The organism is Bacillus haikouensis, from assembly GCF_013179555.1.
GTDB classification, from domain to species: Bacteria; Bacillota; Bacilli; order Bacillales; family Bacillaceae_B; genus Rossellomorea; species Rossellomorea haikouensis_A.
Map to the genome: position 1 here is coordinate 1 of NZ_JABMCR010000090.1, position 15,147 is coordinate 15,147.

The 15,147-nt window shown below is 40.3% G+C and carries 17 protein-coding genes; 5 read left to right on the forward strand and 12 right to left on the reverse strand.

Translation table 11 applies throughout. The features are described from left to right. The first annotated feature begins 281 nt into the window (after window positions 1–281). Window positions 282–875 carry a dienelactone hydrolase family protein gene (locus HP456_RS10550; protein ID WP_172250779.1) on the forward strand — a complete coding sequence of 198 codons (594 nt, stop codon included), beginning with the start codon at window positions 282–284 and terminating at the stop codon, window positions 873–875. A gap of 45 nt (window positions 876–920) precedes the next feature. Here HP456_RS10550 and HP456_RS10555 read toward each other — a convergent pair whose 3' ends face one another. Next, window positions 921–1,346 carry a GNAT family N-acetyltransferase gene (locus HP456_RS10555; RefSeq protein WP_172250781.1) on the reverse strand — a complete coding sequence of 142 codons (426 nt, stop codon included), beginning with the start codon at window positions 1,344–1,346 and terminating at the stop codon, window positions 921–923. Between the two features lie 172 nt (window positions 1,347–1,518). Here HP456_RS10555 and HP456_RS10560 point away from each other — a divergent pair, with 172 nt between their 5' ends. Further along, window positions 1,519–1,830 (forward strand): nucleotide pyrophosphohydrolase, encoded by a 312-nt coding sequence (locus tag HP456_RS10560; RefSeq protein WP_172250783.1) that lies wholly within the window; start codon window positions 1,519–1,521, stop codon window positions 1,828–1,830. Between the two features lie 294 nt (window positions 1,831–2,124). Here HP456_RS10560 and yiaA read toward each other — a convergent pair whose 3' ends face one another. Next, the gene (gene yiaA / locus HP456_RS10565; RefSeq protein ID WP_172250785.1) at window positions 2,125–2,595 is read right to left on the reverse strand and encodes an inner membrane protein YiaA; all 471 of its coding nucleotides are present in this window, start codon (window positions 2,593–2,595) and stop codon (window positions 2,125–2,127) included. A 301-nt stretch (window positions 2,596–2,896) separates the two neighbouring features. On the opposite strand from yiaA, the gene HP456_RS10570 reads away from it, so the two are divergent. Beyond that, on the forward strand, window positions 2,897–3,892 hold the full coding sequence (locus HP456_RS10570; protein WP_172250787.1) for a tRNA dihydrouridine synthase: 996 nt from the start codon (window positions 2,897–2,899) through the stop codon (window positions 3,890–3,892). A 167-nt stretch (window positions 3,893–4,059) separates the two neighbouring features. Here the strand turns inward: HP456_RS10570 and HP456_RS10575 are convergent, their stop codons facing one another. Beyond that, window positions 4,060–4,572: a hypothetical protein gene (locus tag HP456_RS10575; protein WP_172250789.1), complete on the reverse strand. Its 513-nt coding sequence runs from the start codon at window positions 4,570–4,572 to the stop codon at window positions 4,060–4,062. A gap of 755 nt (window positions 4,573–5,327) precedes the next feature. Here HP456_RS10575 and HP456_RS10580 point away from each other — a divergent pair. After that, a complete protein-coding gene (locus HP456_RS10580; RefSeq protein WP_172250791.1) occupies window positions 5,328–6,191 on the forward strand; it encodes an AraC family transcriptional regulator in 864 nt (287 codons plus the stop codon). 52 nt (window positions 6,192–6,243) lie between these two features. Continuing rightward, window positions 6,244–6,621, forward strand: coding sequence for a VOC family protein (locus tag HP456_RS10585; RefSeq protein WP_172250793.1), 378 nt, complete (start codon window positions 6,244–6,246; stop codon window positions 6,619–6,621). Window positions 6,622–6,725: 104 nt separating this feature from the next. Here the strand turns inward: HP456_RS10585 and rlmH are convergent, their stop codons facing one another. From rlmH to HP456_RS10630, 9 genes are all read right to left on the reverse strand, one after another. Continuing rightward, a complete protein-coding gene (rlmH, locus tag HP456_RS10590) occupies window positions 6,726–7,205 on the reverse strand; it encodes a 23S rRNA (pseudouridine(1915)-N(3))-methyltransferase RlmH (RefSeq protein ID WP_172250795.1) in 480 nt (159 codons plus the stop codon). A 94-nt stretch (window positions 7,206–7,299) separates the two neighbouring features. Then, complete coding sequence (locus HP456_RS10595; protein WP_172250797.1) at window positions 7,300–7,458, reverse strand: CxxH/CxxC protein; 159 nt, start codon at window positions 7,456–7,458, stop codon at window positions 7,300–7,302. A gap of 121 nt (window positions 7,459–7,579) precedes the next feature. Beyond that, window positions 7,580–8,818 (reverse strand): S1C family serine protease, encoded by a 1,239-nt coding sequence (locus HP456_RS10600; RefSeq protein WP_172250799.1) that lies wholly within the window; start codon window positions 8,816–8,818, stop codon window positions 7,580–7,582. 275 nt (window positions 8,819–9,093) lie between these two features. Continuing rightward, complete coding sequence (gene yycJ / locus HP456_RS10605) at window positions 9,094–9,888, reverse strand: exodeoxyribonuclease YycJ (RefSeq protein ID WP_172250801.1); 795 nt, start codon at window positions 9,886–9,888, stop codon at window positions 9,094–9,096. A 5-nt stretch (window positions 9,889–9,893) separates the two neighbouring features. Continuing rightward, the gene (locus tag HP456_RS10610; RefSeq protein WP_172250803.1) at window positions 9,894–10,718 is read right to left on the reverse strand and encodes a two-component system regulatory protein YycI; all 825 of its coding nucleotides are present in this window, start codon (window positions 10,716–10,718) and stop codon (window positions 9,894–9,896) included. Next, entirely contained in the window at window positions 10,705–12,057 is a 1,353-nt protein-coding gene (locus tag HP456_RS10615; protein WP_172250805.1) for a YycH family regulatory protein, read from the reverse strand. Before HP456_RS10615 ends, HP456_RS10610 begins: the two co-directional genes overlap by 14 nt. Beyond that, window positions 12,054–13,883 carry a cell wall metabolism sensor histidine kinase WalK gene (walK, locus tag HP456_RS10620; RefSeq protein WP_172250807.1) on the reverse strand — a complete coding sequence of 610 codons (1,830 nt, stop codon included), beginning with the start codon at window positions 13,881–13,883 and terminating at the stop codon, window positions 12,054–12,056. The genes HP456_RS10615 and walK overlap by 4 nt, the downstream gene beginning before the upstream one ends. A 5-nt stretch (window positions 13,884–13,888) precedes the next feature. After that, the gene (yycF, locus tag HP456_RS10625) at window positions 13,889–14,599 is read right to left on the reverse strand and encodes a response regulator YycF (RefSeq protein WP_172250809.1); all 711 of its coding nucleotides are present in this window, start codon (window positions 14,597–14,599) and stop codon (window positions 13,889–13,891) included. A 305-nt stretch (window positions 14,600–14,904) separates the two neighbouring features. Next, window positions 14,905–15,147 (reverse strand): M23 family metallopeptidase (locus HP456_RS10630; RefSeq protein WP_172250811.1); only part of this gene is annotated, 243 nt, incomplete at its 5' end.

The following is a 15,147-nucleotide window of genomic DNA, read 5'->3' on the forward strand; positions in this document are numbered from 1 at the left end:
CCTGTTTCTCATTCTGCCATTATTAATCTTAATCTGCTTAACCGGCAGCACTTTGGGGATTTCCTTTTCAAGCTTCATTATTACTGCCCTCATTATTTGTTTATCTTATTTTATCAAGACGGGAGCCGGCTTTCCTCCTTATTCTTGCTGTTATGGTCTGAAAGAAGGAGATCTACTTCCTGCTTGCTTATGCCAAACCTATTTTGCTAGAAAACACAGGACTGATTAGATAAAAAATGGTACGATTGAATAATATCAGACTGCACTCAAGGAGGATTACTATGATACAAATACACCAAAAATCGAATACTTTACTCCTTGTATTGCACGAGATCTATGGAATCAATCAACATATGCAGAGCTTTTGCGAATTATTATCAAAGCAGAATGTTGATGTCATCTGTCCCGATTTGGCAGAAAACGAGACCTCCTTTGACTATTCCGATGAGGATGCCGCCTATCGTCATTTCATGGATCATACAGGATTCATTTACGCTGCACAAAAAATTAGAAATAGTTTATCCGGTTTGAAAGAAAGATACGAGAAAATATTTATCATCGGATTCAGTGCAGGGGCTACTGTTGCCTGGATGTGCTGCGAGGAGGAATATGCAGACGGAATCGTTGGATACTATGGTTCACGTATAAGGGACTATACAGACTTAAACCCTGAGTGTCCTGTCATGCTATTCTTTCCGGAAGCGGAACCATCTTTCAATGTCGACGAGCTTATCGCCACTTTAGAAAAAAACAAAATCGAAACACATAAATTTAAAGGGAAACATGGATTTAGTGATCCTTATTCTTCATCCTATCACGCGGAATCAGAGCGAAAGGCATTCAGCAAAGTAATAGAGTTCCTCTTTGAAAGGTAGATTGTTCTGCTCCCTTGCATTAAAGCAAGGGACAGAATCTTTTGTTCACCAATATTCTTCTATCGTCTTCCTGAATCCGTAAAACGCCCTGTAATCATTCGCTTCATAAAAAGATTTCGATGTCTTCGATGCAAGTAAATCGATCCTTGTTCTCGGATAAAGATGATGGACAAATTTTATAAGCTCCCTTCCTACTCCCTGTCCGCGACAGTGCTGATTGACAAGCAGTTCACTAATGTACGTTGTCACATATCCATCCGTAAATCCCCTTACATATCCCACGAGAACATCATCGTCAAACACGAGAAAACGTACATTTGAATGCCCCCAGGCATTCCTCGTATCTTCCTCTTTTTTCACGAGATTATTCCATTCCTCTTCAATGTTTAACTCATGGACACGTTCAAAATCCACCTCCGTGTATTCTCTTACCTTATAAGTCTGTCCGTTCTTCAAATTAAAATTATGCATATGTATTCCCCAGCCTTTCTATGTAAAGTTGACCCAATAAGTTTAACATATTTATCCAACTTCATATCCGAAAATAAACCTTACTCTCTTTGGTTTGAAGGTATCGACCTTTGATTATCTATGTAAAAAAGGTAAAATAATACATAAACTACAGGTGAAAAGGGGATTAAAAATGAGTGAAATCAAAGACCTAATGAACAAACTCGACCAATTCATAGATGAACGAAACTGGAGAAAGTCCCAAAATCCTAAAGACCTCGCCATCTCTATTTCCATCGAAGCCGCCGAACTCCTCGAAGACTTCCAGTGGATCAGCAGCGAAGAGGCACTCCAAAAGAATAAAGAAAACATACGGGAAGAAATCGCAGATGTGTTGATTTACTCTTTCATGCTCTGTTCTAGACTTGATTTGGATGTGAAAGAGATTATTGAAGAGAAAATGGTGAAAAATGGGCGGAAGTATCCGGTTCCGATTAAAAGTTGAAAGAAGTACGGGAGGGGACAAATTGTTTTCAATTTCATTTAAGCAAAAATCGTTATTAAAAAATATTACAGCTTTTGCAGCACTGTATGGTGCCGCTTCTTTTTTATACAGTTTGATTAAGAGCTCTGAAATAAATATAAATGCGATTGTCCTTACAACATGTACATTAGTACTACTTTCTCTCACCAACACTTCGTAAAAGCTGGAGAAAGAACAATAATACTTATTACAAGAAATTAAGGTTCTACTCCAGAACAGCAAAGGGCGGTACTGTAAAAGTACCGCCCCCAACTTTCAATCTCTTTCCCTCGCCACCTGTGTATCGCGGATATTCTTCTGGATCGTGATGGCCGCAAATAAACTAAGAACAAATGACATACCATAAAATCCTTTTTCACTCAGGATGATACTGCCGGCATTATAAAGGCCGATCGCCATCAAGGAAATGGCGACAATCACGGCAAACCAGCTGAGCCCGTAATAGATCCCCGAAACAGGAATGTCCTCTTCTCTGTCCCTTACCGCTTTTTGCAGGGATACAGCTGCATACAATCCGAATACCAATACAGCAAAGTAATACCCCTTCTCATTCAGTTCCATTCCCGCATTGAACAGGCCGATCAGATAAGCCGATACACCTGCCGCCAAAGCTGCCCAGCTTGCTCCTTTAAAAGCGGCAGTCGGTTCTCCTTCTTTCCTTTCAACCTTGATCTTTCGTTTTTTTTCATCGTTCTTCATTAACGGATTTTCATTGAAATCAGACATTGACCGCTCCCCTTTAATCTCATTCAAAGCAGATCCATACATCATTGCTATTACAAGAAATATTATAACAATTTTTACAAATTATGTTTATATTATTTCTTCATTATGGAAAAAAGCACAAAGATTTCTCGCCATCATCTTAAATCATCAATTTTTGATACCGTCCCCTTGCACTTTTTGTTTAATACTATTAAAGTATATACTGGTTGAAATCCATCCTGACTGGGAATGGATAAACTAAGTCATCTTACTTTTTAATTTTGGGAACATGCTTCCCTCAAGGAAAGGGTTTAAATATATTATGAAAACTAATTTTTGGCATGAGCTGCCTCGGCCATTTTTTGTGTTGGCACCGATGGAAGCCGTGACTGATGTCGTTTTTCGTCATGTCGTGAGTGAAGCCGCGAGACCTGACGTTTTTTTCACAGAGTTTACGAATACGGAAAGCTACTGTCATCCGAAAGGAAAAGACAGCGTACGCGGGCGTCTGACGTTCACGGAAGATGAACAGCCGATCGTCGCCCATATTTGGGGAGACAAGCCCGAATATTTCCGCGAAATGAGTATCGGTATGGCCAAGATGGGCTTCCGGGGAATCGATATCAATATGGGCTGCCCTGTGCACAATGTCTCAGCGAACGGAAAAGGTTCAGGCCTGATTCGCCGTCCTGAAGTCGCAGCTGAGCTCATCCAGGCAGCCAAAGCGGGAGGACTTCCCGTCAGCGTGAAGACCCGACTCGGTTATACCAAAGTCGAGGAATGGCACGATTGGCTGAAGCACTTGCTGGAACAGGACATCGTCAATCTGTCCATCCACCTCCGTACGAAAAAGGAAATGAGTGACGTCGATGCCCATTGGGAGCTTATTCCGGAGATCAAGAAGCTCCGTGACGAAGTTGCCCCTCACACCTTACTGACGATCAACGGGGATATCCCTGACCGTCAGAAAGGACTGGAACTCGCCGAGAAATACGGTGTAGACGGCATCATGATCGGACGCGGGATTTTCCAAAACCCGTTCGCCTTTGAAAAAGAAAAGAAAGAGCATACGAGTGAAGAGCTTCTTGAGCTTCTAAGACTGCAGCTGGATCTTCATGATCAGTATAACGATGAACTCGAGCCGCGGCCGTTCAAACCGCTCCGCCGCTTCTTTAAGATTTACGTCCGCGGATTCCGTGGAGCGAGCGAGCTGAGAAATCGTCTGATGGAGACAGAAACTTCAGATGAAGTACGCGCTTTGCTTGATGAATATCGAGATAGAGTAAAGGAAGAGGAAGGGTTTTCGGTTTCTAAGTAAAGTTTCAATTATATAAAAAAAGGGTCATCCCCCGGTGAGCGTTTACTACTGGGGGGATGACCCTTTTCACATTTATAACCTGAGAATAACCCTGCCCATGCTTTCTTGAAGCTATGCAGAACAGCGATTGCCATTGAGTTATCTAAGGTCTTGATCCCCTAGCAAGCTCAACTAGTTGGCCGCCATTTGTAAGCGTGTTTCTTTTCAGTATAGTTCGAAAGCCAAATGCTGGCGGCAAATACAACCAGATAAACAAAAAAGGATAGATACAACTTCCAGCCGGTATAGGTAAAAACATTGAATTTCACAGAAATCCATTCAATAGTTATCGCTATCCCTGCCCAAAAAATAATAAAAGAGAGATGTTTTAGACCTTTGGGCTTGTAATATTGATAGCAACTTACTACAAAATAAGAAAGAGTAGGGTAAGTGGCAAAGTGCAGCAACACATCAAATAATTCATGCTTTTTATGATCGATCGTAAAGTAAAGCTCATATGGTTTGACGCCGATGGTAATATCCGCTAACAAAGCAAGAAAGACATTGAATGTCCAAATAATCGTAATGGTAACAGCAGACAATCGTCTGGGTAGTATAAACATAAGTCCCCAAGTAATTACTGTGGAAAAGATAATAAACAGTTCATTTTCGTCAAATTTTTCAGGCAGAGGCAACATCATATTGTATTCACCCCTTTGGATCTATAAATAAGTTTTTCTAAATAAAAAGAGTAAATAGCCAATAATAAAATAATTAGAATGTATCTCAAATATGAATAAAATACATTCCACTTTACCCACTCCAGATATTCAATATGAACGAAATATAGTTCAATAGAAACGAGTGCAGTTAAGAAAACGAAAAGATAAATTAGTTTATTAGAAATAATTCGGTTAGAAAATAAAATATATATCAACCATAAAAGTAATGTTGGCTTGAGTGACAACTCAGGAATTTTCTGCGTCCAAAATATTAGTTCACTTGTTGGGTCTTGCTTTGTTAATTTTAAATTTAAATTAATGATTACACCTGAATTAGTAAGAAGAATATTGGATAAAAAATAACAGCCCAATACATTAGTGACATTCATTTTCTTCATCAAGATGTACAGGGAAATAACGGATACTATTGCTAAAACCAGAAAGATCAATACCGTATTCATAGCAGTCACCATCTTTATTTATATGTATTTAGCTTATACATATAAGGTCGAAAATACACGGGTCTAGAGAAAACAATAGATACCAATAAATATTTCTTTCTTAAGTAAAAATAGAACAAGTCAATAAATATGTGATTGAGGACAAAACAAAGAAGCACCTACCTAAAGGCGAATATGATCATTGTTGACTCTATACCGTTAATGACTTAAAGTTCCAATATTATGTATAATATTACTATGGAAAAATAAGTTATCTATTATGGAGATTGTATTATGACAAAAAATGATTCTACCAATTTCGTGTTGCATGCAAAAAGTGAACAGTTTTACTGGGAAGGAAATGGTCAACTGTCCATTAAAACATTCTTTAATGGTAAAGCCCGTTATAAGACTAATAAAGGCTTTTTTGCTGTTGAAGAGAGTAGATACCTACTCCTCAATGAAGGTGCATATACCATTTCAATTGATGAACCTAAAGTTGTAGAATCCTTTTGTCTTTTCTTTAAAGATGGGTTTGCAGAAGAAATCTTTCATTCCTTAAAAGAAACAGATGATCGTCTTCTAAGCGATCCATTTAAGGATAAGAGTTCTATTGGTTTTTTTGAAAAAACCTATCATAAAAATAATACTCTGTCTTCTCAACTGGGAAATTTTATGCAGATATTACCTAGTCTTGATAGTGATTCCGTTGGTTATGAGGAACAATTTCATAAGATAATGGATTCTATTTTAAATGAACACTTTAATACATATAAAGAAATTGAATCATTACATGCAATTCGTAATTCTACTCGTGAAGAATTATATAGAAGGGTAAGTATTGCACATGATTATATTAGATCATATTTCAATCAACCGATAAAACTAGAGGAAGTTGCTAGAGTTGCTTGTTTATCACCTAACCATTTATTAAGAACTTACTCTCAAATATACGGTAGAACACCTCATCAGCATATTTCAGAATTTAGAATACAAAAAGCAAAGCAACTATTATCAAAAGCAGAAAAAAATATGACTGATATAACATTTATACTTGGATTTCAAAACCCTGTGTCCTTTAGTAAAATGTTTAAACAGCATGTTGGTATATCTCCTAGAGAATATCGAAAAAAGGTGATATTGGATAAGAAAAATTAGAAGAAATTAACTATGCTTAAATTGAATAGATATTTGAGAGGAGAAATGTATTATGGAAACTACAATGGTTCAAAAAGTTGGACAGATTGGTGTACCTGTTAAAGACTTGAATAGAGCATTAGATTTTTATAAAGAGAAATTAGGTCTTTCCCTTATATTTAACACTGATAGTATGGCTTTCTTTGAATGTAATGGGTTACGGCTAATGTTATCACTACCAGAAAAAGATGAATTCGCCCATTCAAGTTCAGTTATTTATTTTCATGTAACAAATATAAAAGATACTTATGAGCGCTTAGCAGGTAAAGAAGTTATCTTTATTGATGAACCACATGTTGTAGCGAAAATGGGTCAAACAGAAACATGGATGGTATTTTTTAAAGATACAGAAGATAATACTCATGCATTTATGAGTGAAGTACAAGTTTAAGAAAACCAAAAGGAGACCGTCAAAACAAGGACGGTCTCCTTTAGTTTAAATTAGCCTATTTAATACTTCTTTATCCAGAGTTAATCCTGCTCTCTGTTTTAGCACTATTTGTGGTACGGTTCCCCCCGATTAATCCGAAACGCCCGATAAATCTGCTCCACCAGAATCAACCGCATCAACTGATGAGGAAACGTCATTTTAGAGAACGACAGGGTCTCATTCGCCCGCTTCATTACCTCATCACTTAAACCGAGTGATCCGCCGATGACAAAGGCGACTTTGCTTTTTCCGTAGGTGGCCAGTTTGTCGAGGTTGTCGGCGAGTTCTTCTGATGATTTCATTTTGCCCTGGATGGCGAGGGCGATGACATGGTGATCGGATGAGATCTTGGAGAGGATGCGTTCTCCTTCTTTGTTCTTTACTTGTTCCATCTCTAAATCGCTCAATACTTCGGGTGCTTTTTCGTCGGCCAGTTCGATGATTTCCAATTTAGCATAAGCTCCGAGCCGTTTTACATATTCATTGATTCCTTGCTTTAAGTACTTTTCTTTCAATTTTCCAACCGTTACAATTGTGATATTCAAAGTTCGTCCTCGCTTTACAAACAATTTACAAACACATTATCCACAGAACTTATCCACATATCCACATTTACCGTCCACATCCTGTAGGGGAATATTAGTTCGCCACAATATATATTGCGTTATTCCCACAATATTCACAGGTTGTGGATAACCGTTCTTCTTTCGACAGTTCCTTTAAGTCCGGCGCGACTTCATGCTCGTCGACAATAATGTCCATGGCAAGCTCCACATGCTCTAAACAACAGTAAATCACAGTAGATTCCTCCTTCTTGCTTTCATTAAAACAGTTCATTTATTTATCCACAGGTAATCATATCACGTATAGAAAAAGCAGGAAAGGTTCGATTCCCCTCCTGCTTTTTACTTATCCACACCTACATGCGGGATTCATCTGTCAGCTTCATCGTAAGCTCTTGTTTTTCGCCATTTCGATAGTACGTGACTTTCATTTGGTCGTTCACTTCTTTTTTATTGTAAAGATGTTTTCGAAGGTCGATCAGGCTTTCGATTTTCTCGCCATCCAGTTCCACGATGACATCCATTTCTTGAAGGCCGGCTTGTGCTGCAGGTGAATTCGGAACGACTTGTCTGACCATGACACCATAGTTGATTTCTTTCGGAAGCTTTAATGTTTCTTGCTGGTGGTAGGCAGAGATCCGATTCACATCTTCAAGCACGACACCCATGGCTGGCCGTTTCACTTCTCCATATTGCTCCAGGTCCTCAATGATCGGCATGGCATAGTTGATCGGAATCGCAAGTCCGATGCCCTCGACGGCTTCTTGTGCGATTTTCATGGAGTTGATCCCGACAAGCTGGCCGGAAATATTGATCAATGCACCACCGCTGTTACCGGGATTGATGGCTGCATCTGTCTGCAAAACTTCTGCATTCCAGTCTTCCATTCCGTCCTGATTGATGTCGACAGGGATGGTTCGTTCCACTCCGGATACGACACCTTGTGTCACAGAACCTGAAAACTGAAGGCCGAGCGGATTTCCGATTGCAATGACCGGTTCACCGGCTTTCAGTTCATCCGAGTTGCCGATTTCGGCCACATCTGCCTTTTCAATATTGCTTCCATCGATTTCGAGGACGGCAAGGTCCGTCCAGACGTCAGCACCACGCAGGGTTGCGGGAACCTTTGTCCCGTCAGCGAGCGTCACTTCTAATTGATCCGCACCTTCTATGACGTGATTATTTGTAACGATATAGGCTTTATTTCCTGCATTTTTATAAATGACACCAGAGCCTGTACCGGCTTGTTGGTCTTGAGATTCAGTCTGGCCCCAGAAGCTTTGAGAACGGATATTTGAAATACCGACGACAGAGTCACTGGATTTCTCAACGGCTTTCGTAATATCCGTCGTGACATCCACCGATACGTTACTCGTCTTCCCGTTATGATACGCTTCGTCCGTTTCCTTCAAATCCTGATCGGGCTGGATTGAATAGGGTAAAACATCCAGGTTATGTAACTGAGGAAGCGCAATAATAATCATGATTGCACCAAAGATCACACCCAGCAGCCCGGCAAGGAACATGCCTCCGCGGTTTCCTTTTTGCTTGCTCCTGCCTTCTCTATTAAGATCCTGATCATCATAGTATCCCATCTACCATCATCCTTTCTTACAGATATACCTTTTGTTATTTTATCTTTTCAAGCTGTATTATAGTCAGATTAAATTAAAAAATGATGAAAAACAGTAAAGAGTTGCCGGACTTATTGAATTAACCTATAACAATAATATTCATTTCTATCCATTGCCCCGCACTTATCAGGCGGCAGGTAAGACTTCTCCACCACTTTCTCACCCCAAAATAAAAAGGCAAAAGCCCTAGCAGCCTTCACCTTTTCATTCCTCTTAATCTTCCATGTTAAACATGATCAGATGGCTACTAATGGAGTCGGAACTTTGGGGTCCGTATCAAACAAATCAATTTGTTCGCCTACACCTATTCCTTTGGACTCAAGCGTTTGTGTCACACTCATCCGTGCCAGGTCTTTCATATTATTATCCATGCTCAAGTGAGCAAGATAGATTCCTTTGGTCCTGTCGCCAATTACTTCACTCATCGCAACGGCTGCATCTTCATTCGACACGTGTCCAATATCACTTAAAATGCGGCGCTTGATATTCCACGGGTAGCGGCACATCCGGAGCATGCCCACGTCGTGATTGCTTTCGAACACGTATGCATCGGCATTAGAGATGATGCCTTTCATCCGGTCGCTGACGTACCCTGTATCGGTCACGAGGACAAGCTTTTTCTCCCCTTGATGAAACACATAGAACATCGGTTCGGCGGCATCATGCGATACGCCGAACGACTCGATGCTCATCCCTCCAAAGTGCTTGGCCGTTTCCATATCGAAAGAAAACTTCTGTTCCGTATCGATTTTCCCCACGAGACCGTCCATCGCACTCCATGTCTTCTCATTTGCATAGACCGGGAGCTTGTACTTTCTCGCAAGCACACCGATCCCTTTGATGTGGTCACTATGCTCATGCGTGACCAAAATGCCGGACAAATCTTCAATTTTACGATCAATTTGACTGAACAAACCTTCCATCGCCTTGCCGCTCAAACCGGCGTCCACAAGGAAAGAATGCTCCTCTGTTTCAACAAATATCGCATTTCCTGTACTGCCGCTGGCAAGCACACTAAAATGCATGGTCATACCTCTCACTCCAGTAGTTCTTTCTCTGATTTTTTCCTCTCGATAATCGTTCCATCGATGGCATTGATGGATAAGTCCTGTTTCGTTTCACCTTTGATTAGCGTAAAATGCCAAGTCGGTGCCATCACAATCTGATAATCTGAAAATACATTTGTTGAATACCCGATTTCATACTCCGTAACTTCACTATCAGAAGGTATTTTATTACTGTCAGTCAGGATTTTTAATGCGTCCAGCGGGGGAAGGATATTTCTCTTTTCGCCGAAATCCTGAATATCTTCCACCATCGTTTGCTTATAAGAAACAATTTCATTCTCGTTATTTAAATCGAAAACAATCTCTGCATTCGCGTTGTGAAACAGCGGTTTACCCTCATAGGATTGGTTATAACTAATGGTTTTCTCTTCTTCATTAAACTCTCTGAACGTATACTGATCGCCGTCCATGACATATTCCTTGATAAAACCATTCATCTTATCCTTTAACTCTTTCTCAGCGAGTTTATCTCCGAGTGGATAAGGTTCATCCAAAGTGGAATACAGTGTATTCTCTGTTAATATGTTAACCTCTTGTTTTTTCAAGCTCTCTTTCACTGCATCTGTAAACTTTTTCGTCTTTGCCCTGATGTTCGACTCACTTAATGCCGTTTTTGCAGTCGACTTTATATCTGAAGGATAAGATATGTTATAAGCCTCAATAGGGGATTGTTTATTATCCGATGCCGACAACACTTCAGGAGCTGAAATCTTTTTAATGAACATGGTCATCAGAAAGATATTCAATATCAGAAAAACAACGATGAAAATTGATTTTGTTTTACTCCAATCCATTTTCTATCCCTCCAAACTCATCCAGAGGAAGCCGCAGCCAGGACCCACTGTATTTATAATACCATGATGGTTTGAAATCATATAGAAGGATGTCTTTATTTGTGCTGTCTCTCGTCAATTTATATCCGATGGCAATATCCTCAACATAATCCAGGTCCATATCACTTTCCTCCAGGGCCTGCTGCACGGTATAACCCGATGGAAGCTGGACTTTGACAAGTTCAAAGATGGAAGAATAATTTTCCACCAGCTGATAAAATGGACGTTGATATTGATGAATCGTATCAATCCCCCATGTCTGGGCAATTTCCGTCATCCCATAAATATCACTGAAGACAGGGAAATCATCAAGGAACATCCTGTATTCAATCTTGCTTTCTTCCCTGCTCAGTGAGAAGAATCTAAATTGATCAGTCCATCCTCCGTGCTCATTTACAAACTGAATACTGTTCTCTATCAGTAAATCTCCCGAAATATTCGTCGCCGCATCCACACCCGGTGTCACGAAAGAGAGAGTACTATAATCTTCATTTACCTTCATCAAGCTGAAAGAGTCCCTGTAATTTTTCTCGGTGCCCGTTGAATTATGACTGACATTACTCGGGTCTTTGAACAGAGCCTTCACGAAATCTTCCCCATTCAGCTGTTCGGTAGAGTATTTGATTTTATAATATTCCCCTGCTTTGACCGGGAGCAGAATGGTTTTTCTGTCATTCAGCTTGTATTTAAAGTATTCTGCATATGAATCACTGTAAATGGCTTTTTGAACAAACTTATCCTCAAGTGTCTGCAGCTTATCCAAATCCACCTTACTTTCCACTACCACTTTCTCGTTTTCCTCTCCATATAACACAAAATAGAGAGTTCCATTGCTTGAATTGTTATAATTCATGTCAATGATGATCCGGTTGAAAGTGGTCTTGGGTATATTATTTTCATCAAATTTTATGATTTTCTTATAAAGGGAAAGGGGGACAATGTCCGGAAATACTAAATTGATTTTATCCGGCGCGTGAACCAATTTTTCTATTTCAATATCAGAATACTGGTTGCTGACATCTTTTGTATTCACTAATCTCCAGCTGCTCATTTCGTATAAAACCGTATCGATTTCATCACTGTCCTGAGAGCCGGAAATTTTATTTTCGTGATTATAAAAGACTTTATAGGGCTTGATCAATTCCAGTTTCTTTCTCTCTTTCCCTATTGAAACATCAAAAGCTTCCGTGCTTTCAATTTCATTATATTGAGGTTGATACGTCCAAAGATTCCACGTAAGAAAAATACTCATGGCAACCAGCAGCGTCAAAACAATGGATTTTATTTTTTCATAGTTCATGACCAATCATCCTCTTGTAGCGGATCGTATGGGAGCTTGAACGTAATAGTCGTTCCTTTACCATCAATACTAGTAGCCCATACGTCACCACCGTGTGCTGATATCATTTCCTTCGCGATGGCCAGTCCAAGTCCTGTACCGCCCATCTGCCTTGAGCGTGCTTTATCCACGCGGTAGAAACGTTCGAATATTTTATCTAAATTTTCTTTAGGAATACCTAATCCTTGATCTGACACACTTATCTCGATAAAACCATTATTTTCTTTCACATTAAATGTGATAGTGCCGCCCTCAGGTGAGTATTTCAATGCATTGGAAATGATATTATCCAAAACTTGAGTGATTTTATCCTGATCAATTTCAACGAACATCGCTTCATCAGGCAAATAACGTTCAAAGGTAACATTCAAATTCTTCGTCATCTCAAAACGATCGATGATCCGGTGGAATAGGAGAATGAAATCCACCCAGTCCTTGTTGAAACGGTAATCTTTGCTATCCATTTTTGAAAGTTGCAGGAGATCGTTTACTAGTCTGATCATCCGCTCCGTTTCAGTTTGCGTGACATTTAAAAATTGCGGAGCGATCTCTTCATCTTGCCATGCTCCTTCTGCCAACGCCTCCAAATAGCTTCGCATTGTGGTTAGAGGGGTGCGTAATTCATGAGATACATTTGCAACGAATTCCCGTCTCTCCAGATCGATCTTTTCCTGTTCGGTAATGTCATGCAGAACTGCAATCAATCCATTAACAAACCCTGTTTCCTTTTGGATAATTGAGAAATTCGCCCTTAGTATGTAAGGTTTCTCTTTCGTGCTGTAATCCAAAATGATTGATTCATGCTCATTGGACAGATCCTCGAAGGTATACTCTTCATCCAGTCCAAGCAATGAAACAATTGGTTGTGAGAGGACTGTTTCACGTGAAACATTCAACATTTCCACAGCAGGATCGTTAATTAAAATGACTCTTCCCTTACGATCCGTGGCAATGACTCCATCGGTCATATATGAAAGAACAGAAGAAAGTTTTCTTCTTTCTCCTTCTGTGGTCGCTTGAGCTTCCTGCAGCCGCTTTGTAAGATTATTAAATGTCATGGCCAGCTGGCCAATTTCGTCATAGCCGTACACTTTAACTTTACGTGAGAAATTCCCCTTTGCCATCGCAAGAGCCTGTTTTCGCATATCGGAAATGGGTCTGGTGATCGTCTGTGCGAGCAATACACCTAAGATGGCAGTGATCGCAAGAGCAATAAGCGTACCGTTCGTGAAGATTTTATTGATTTCATTCATCTGGTCATAAACAGTCTCAATTTTAGCTACCAGGAAAATCGCACCGATGATCTCTTTGTTCTTTTCAATAGGTGAAGCGAGCACCCACACACGATCACCCGTTTGCTTATCAACATAGATATCATCATAAGGCCCTCCACCCACCAGGACCCGCTTGACCAGAATTTGATTAGTAGGCCGTCCCACCTGTCCCTGATTATTCGCATCGGAGGTACCTATTATTTTACTCTTTTGATCAATGACTCGTATTTCGTCAATATCCGACCTGGGGTCATCACTGTCTTCCAATAAATTCTTAATTTCACTTTCTTTTGTAGGGTCTCCCTCGGCACGATCCTTCATCATTTCTTCACGGATCGAATACTCAAGCAAATCAACCCTGCTTTTTATGCTGGTTTGAAAGTTTTCAACCAGCTTATCCTCCAGTTCCCTGACGAAGTAAACCCCGATGATCTGCATCGCCAGTAGAATCAAGAGCACATAAATCATGACAAACTTAAGATGGATCGAACGCGTTAAACCAACTTTCTTCATTCACCTTACTCCTGTTCAGGATTTCGCAAGTAATAACCGACTCCTCTACGTGTTACGATCCAAGTAGGGTGGCTGGGATTATCCTCGATTTTCTCACGCAGACGTCTTACGGTTACATCCACTGTACGGACATCCCCGTAATAATCATATCCCCATACCGTTTGCAGAAGGTGCTCACGGGTCATGACCTGTCCAATATGTTTTGCCAGATAATGAAGCAGTTCGAACTCGCGGTGCGTCAGTTCAATCGTTTCCCCACGCTTAGACACGACATATGCATCAGGATGGATGGTCAACGAGCCAACCGTGATCTCATTATTTTCCTCCTCTGCATTCGCTTGAGCAGCACCTGCCTGATGGCGTCTCAAGTTCGCTTTCACCCTCGCAATCAATTCACGAGTACTGAAAGGCTTCGTCACATAATCATCCGCCCCCAGCTCAAGCCCCAGCACCTTATCAATTTCAGAGTCTTTCGCCGTCAGCATGATGATCGGCATCTCATACTTCTTTCGAATCTCCCGGCATACTTCCATCCCGTCACGATTCGGAAGCATAATATCAAGAAGGACCAGGTCCGGCTTCAATTCCTCTGCCATTTTCACAGCTTCATCGCCATCATACGCACAATGAACCTCATAGCCCTCTTTCTTTAAATTAAACTGTAATATATCCGCAATCGGCTTTTCATCGTCCACAACTAGAATCTTTTTATCCATATCAACGGTCTCCTTTGACAAGTAAATTCGGGTCTTGAATTTTTTTCCTTAGTATAGGGTTCTTCCTTTAAATTTATCACTTTCTGCGCTTTAATTCATCTTTTACTCTATCATACCTTGATTTCATGTCTTTTTTACCAAAAGTTCATAATGATTTTAGGTTTTACCATAGTTCCTGAGTGATTTGCGAAAGAAATCCCCGCACTACTTTTCTACCTAACATCATTAGGAAGAAAACGCATATACAACAAAGGGGACTGACAACGATATTTCTGGTGTCAGTCCCGTATTGGTTGTTTTAAATATTATAGTACATCTAATGGGTTGATGAGAGATCCATTTTTATATACTTCGATGTGCAGATGCACGCCGGTTGATTCCCCGGTAGCTCCCATGATTCCGATTTTTTCACCTCTGCCGATCGTTTGACCAGCGGATACAGAGATAGAATCCAGGTGAGCATAAATCGTTTTATAGCCATTTTGGTGATCGATTACGACTTTATTACCATAGCCGCCGTCATCCCAGCCGGCAGAAACGACAACCCC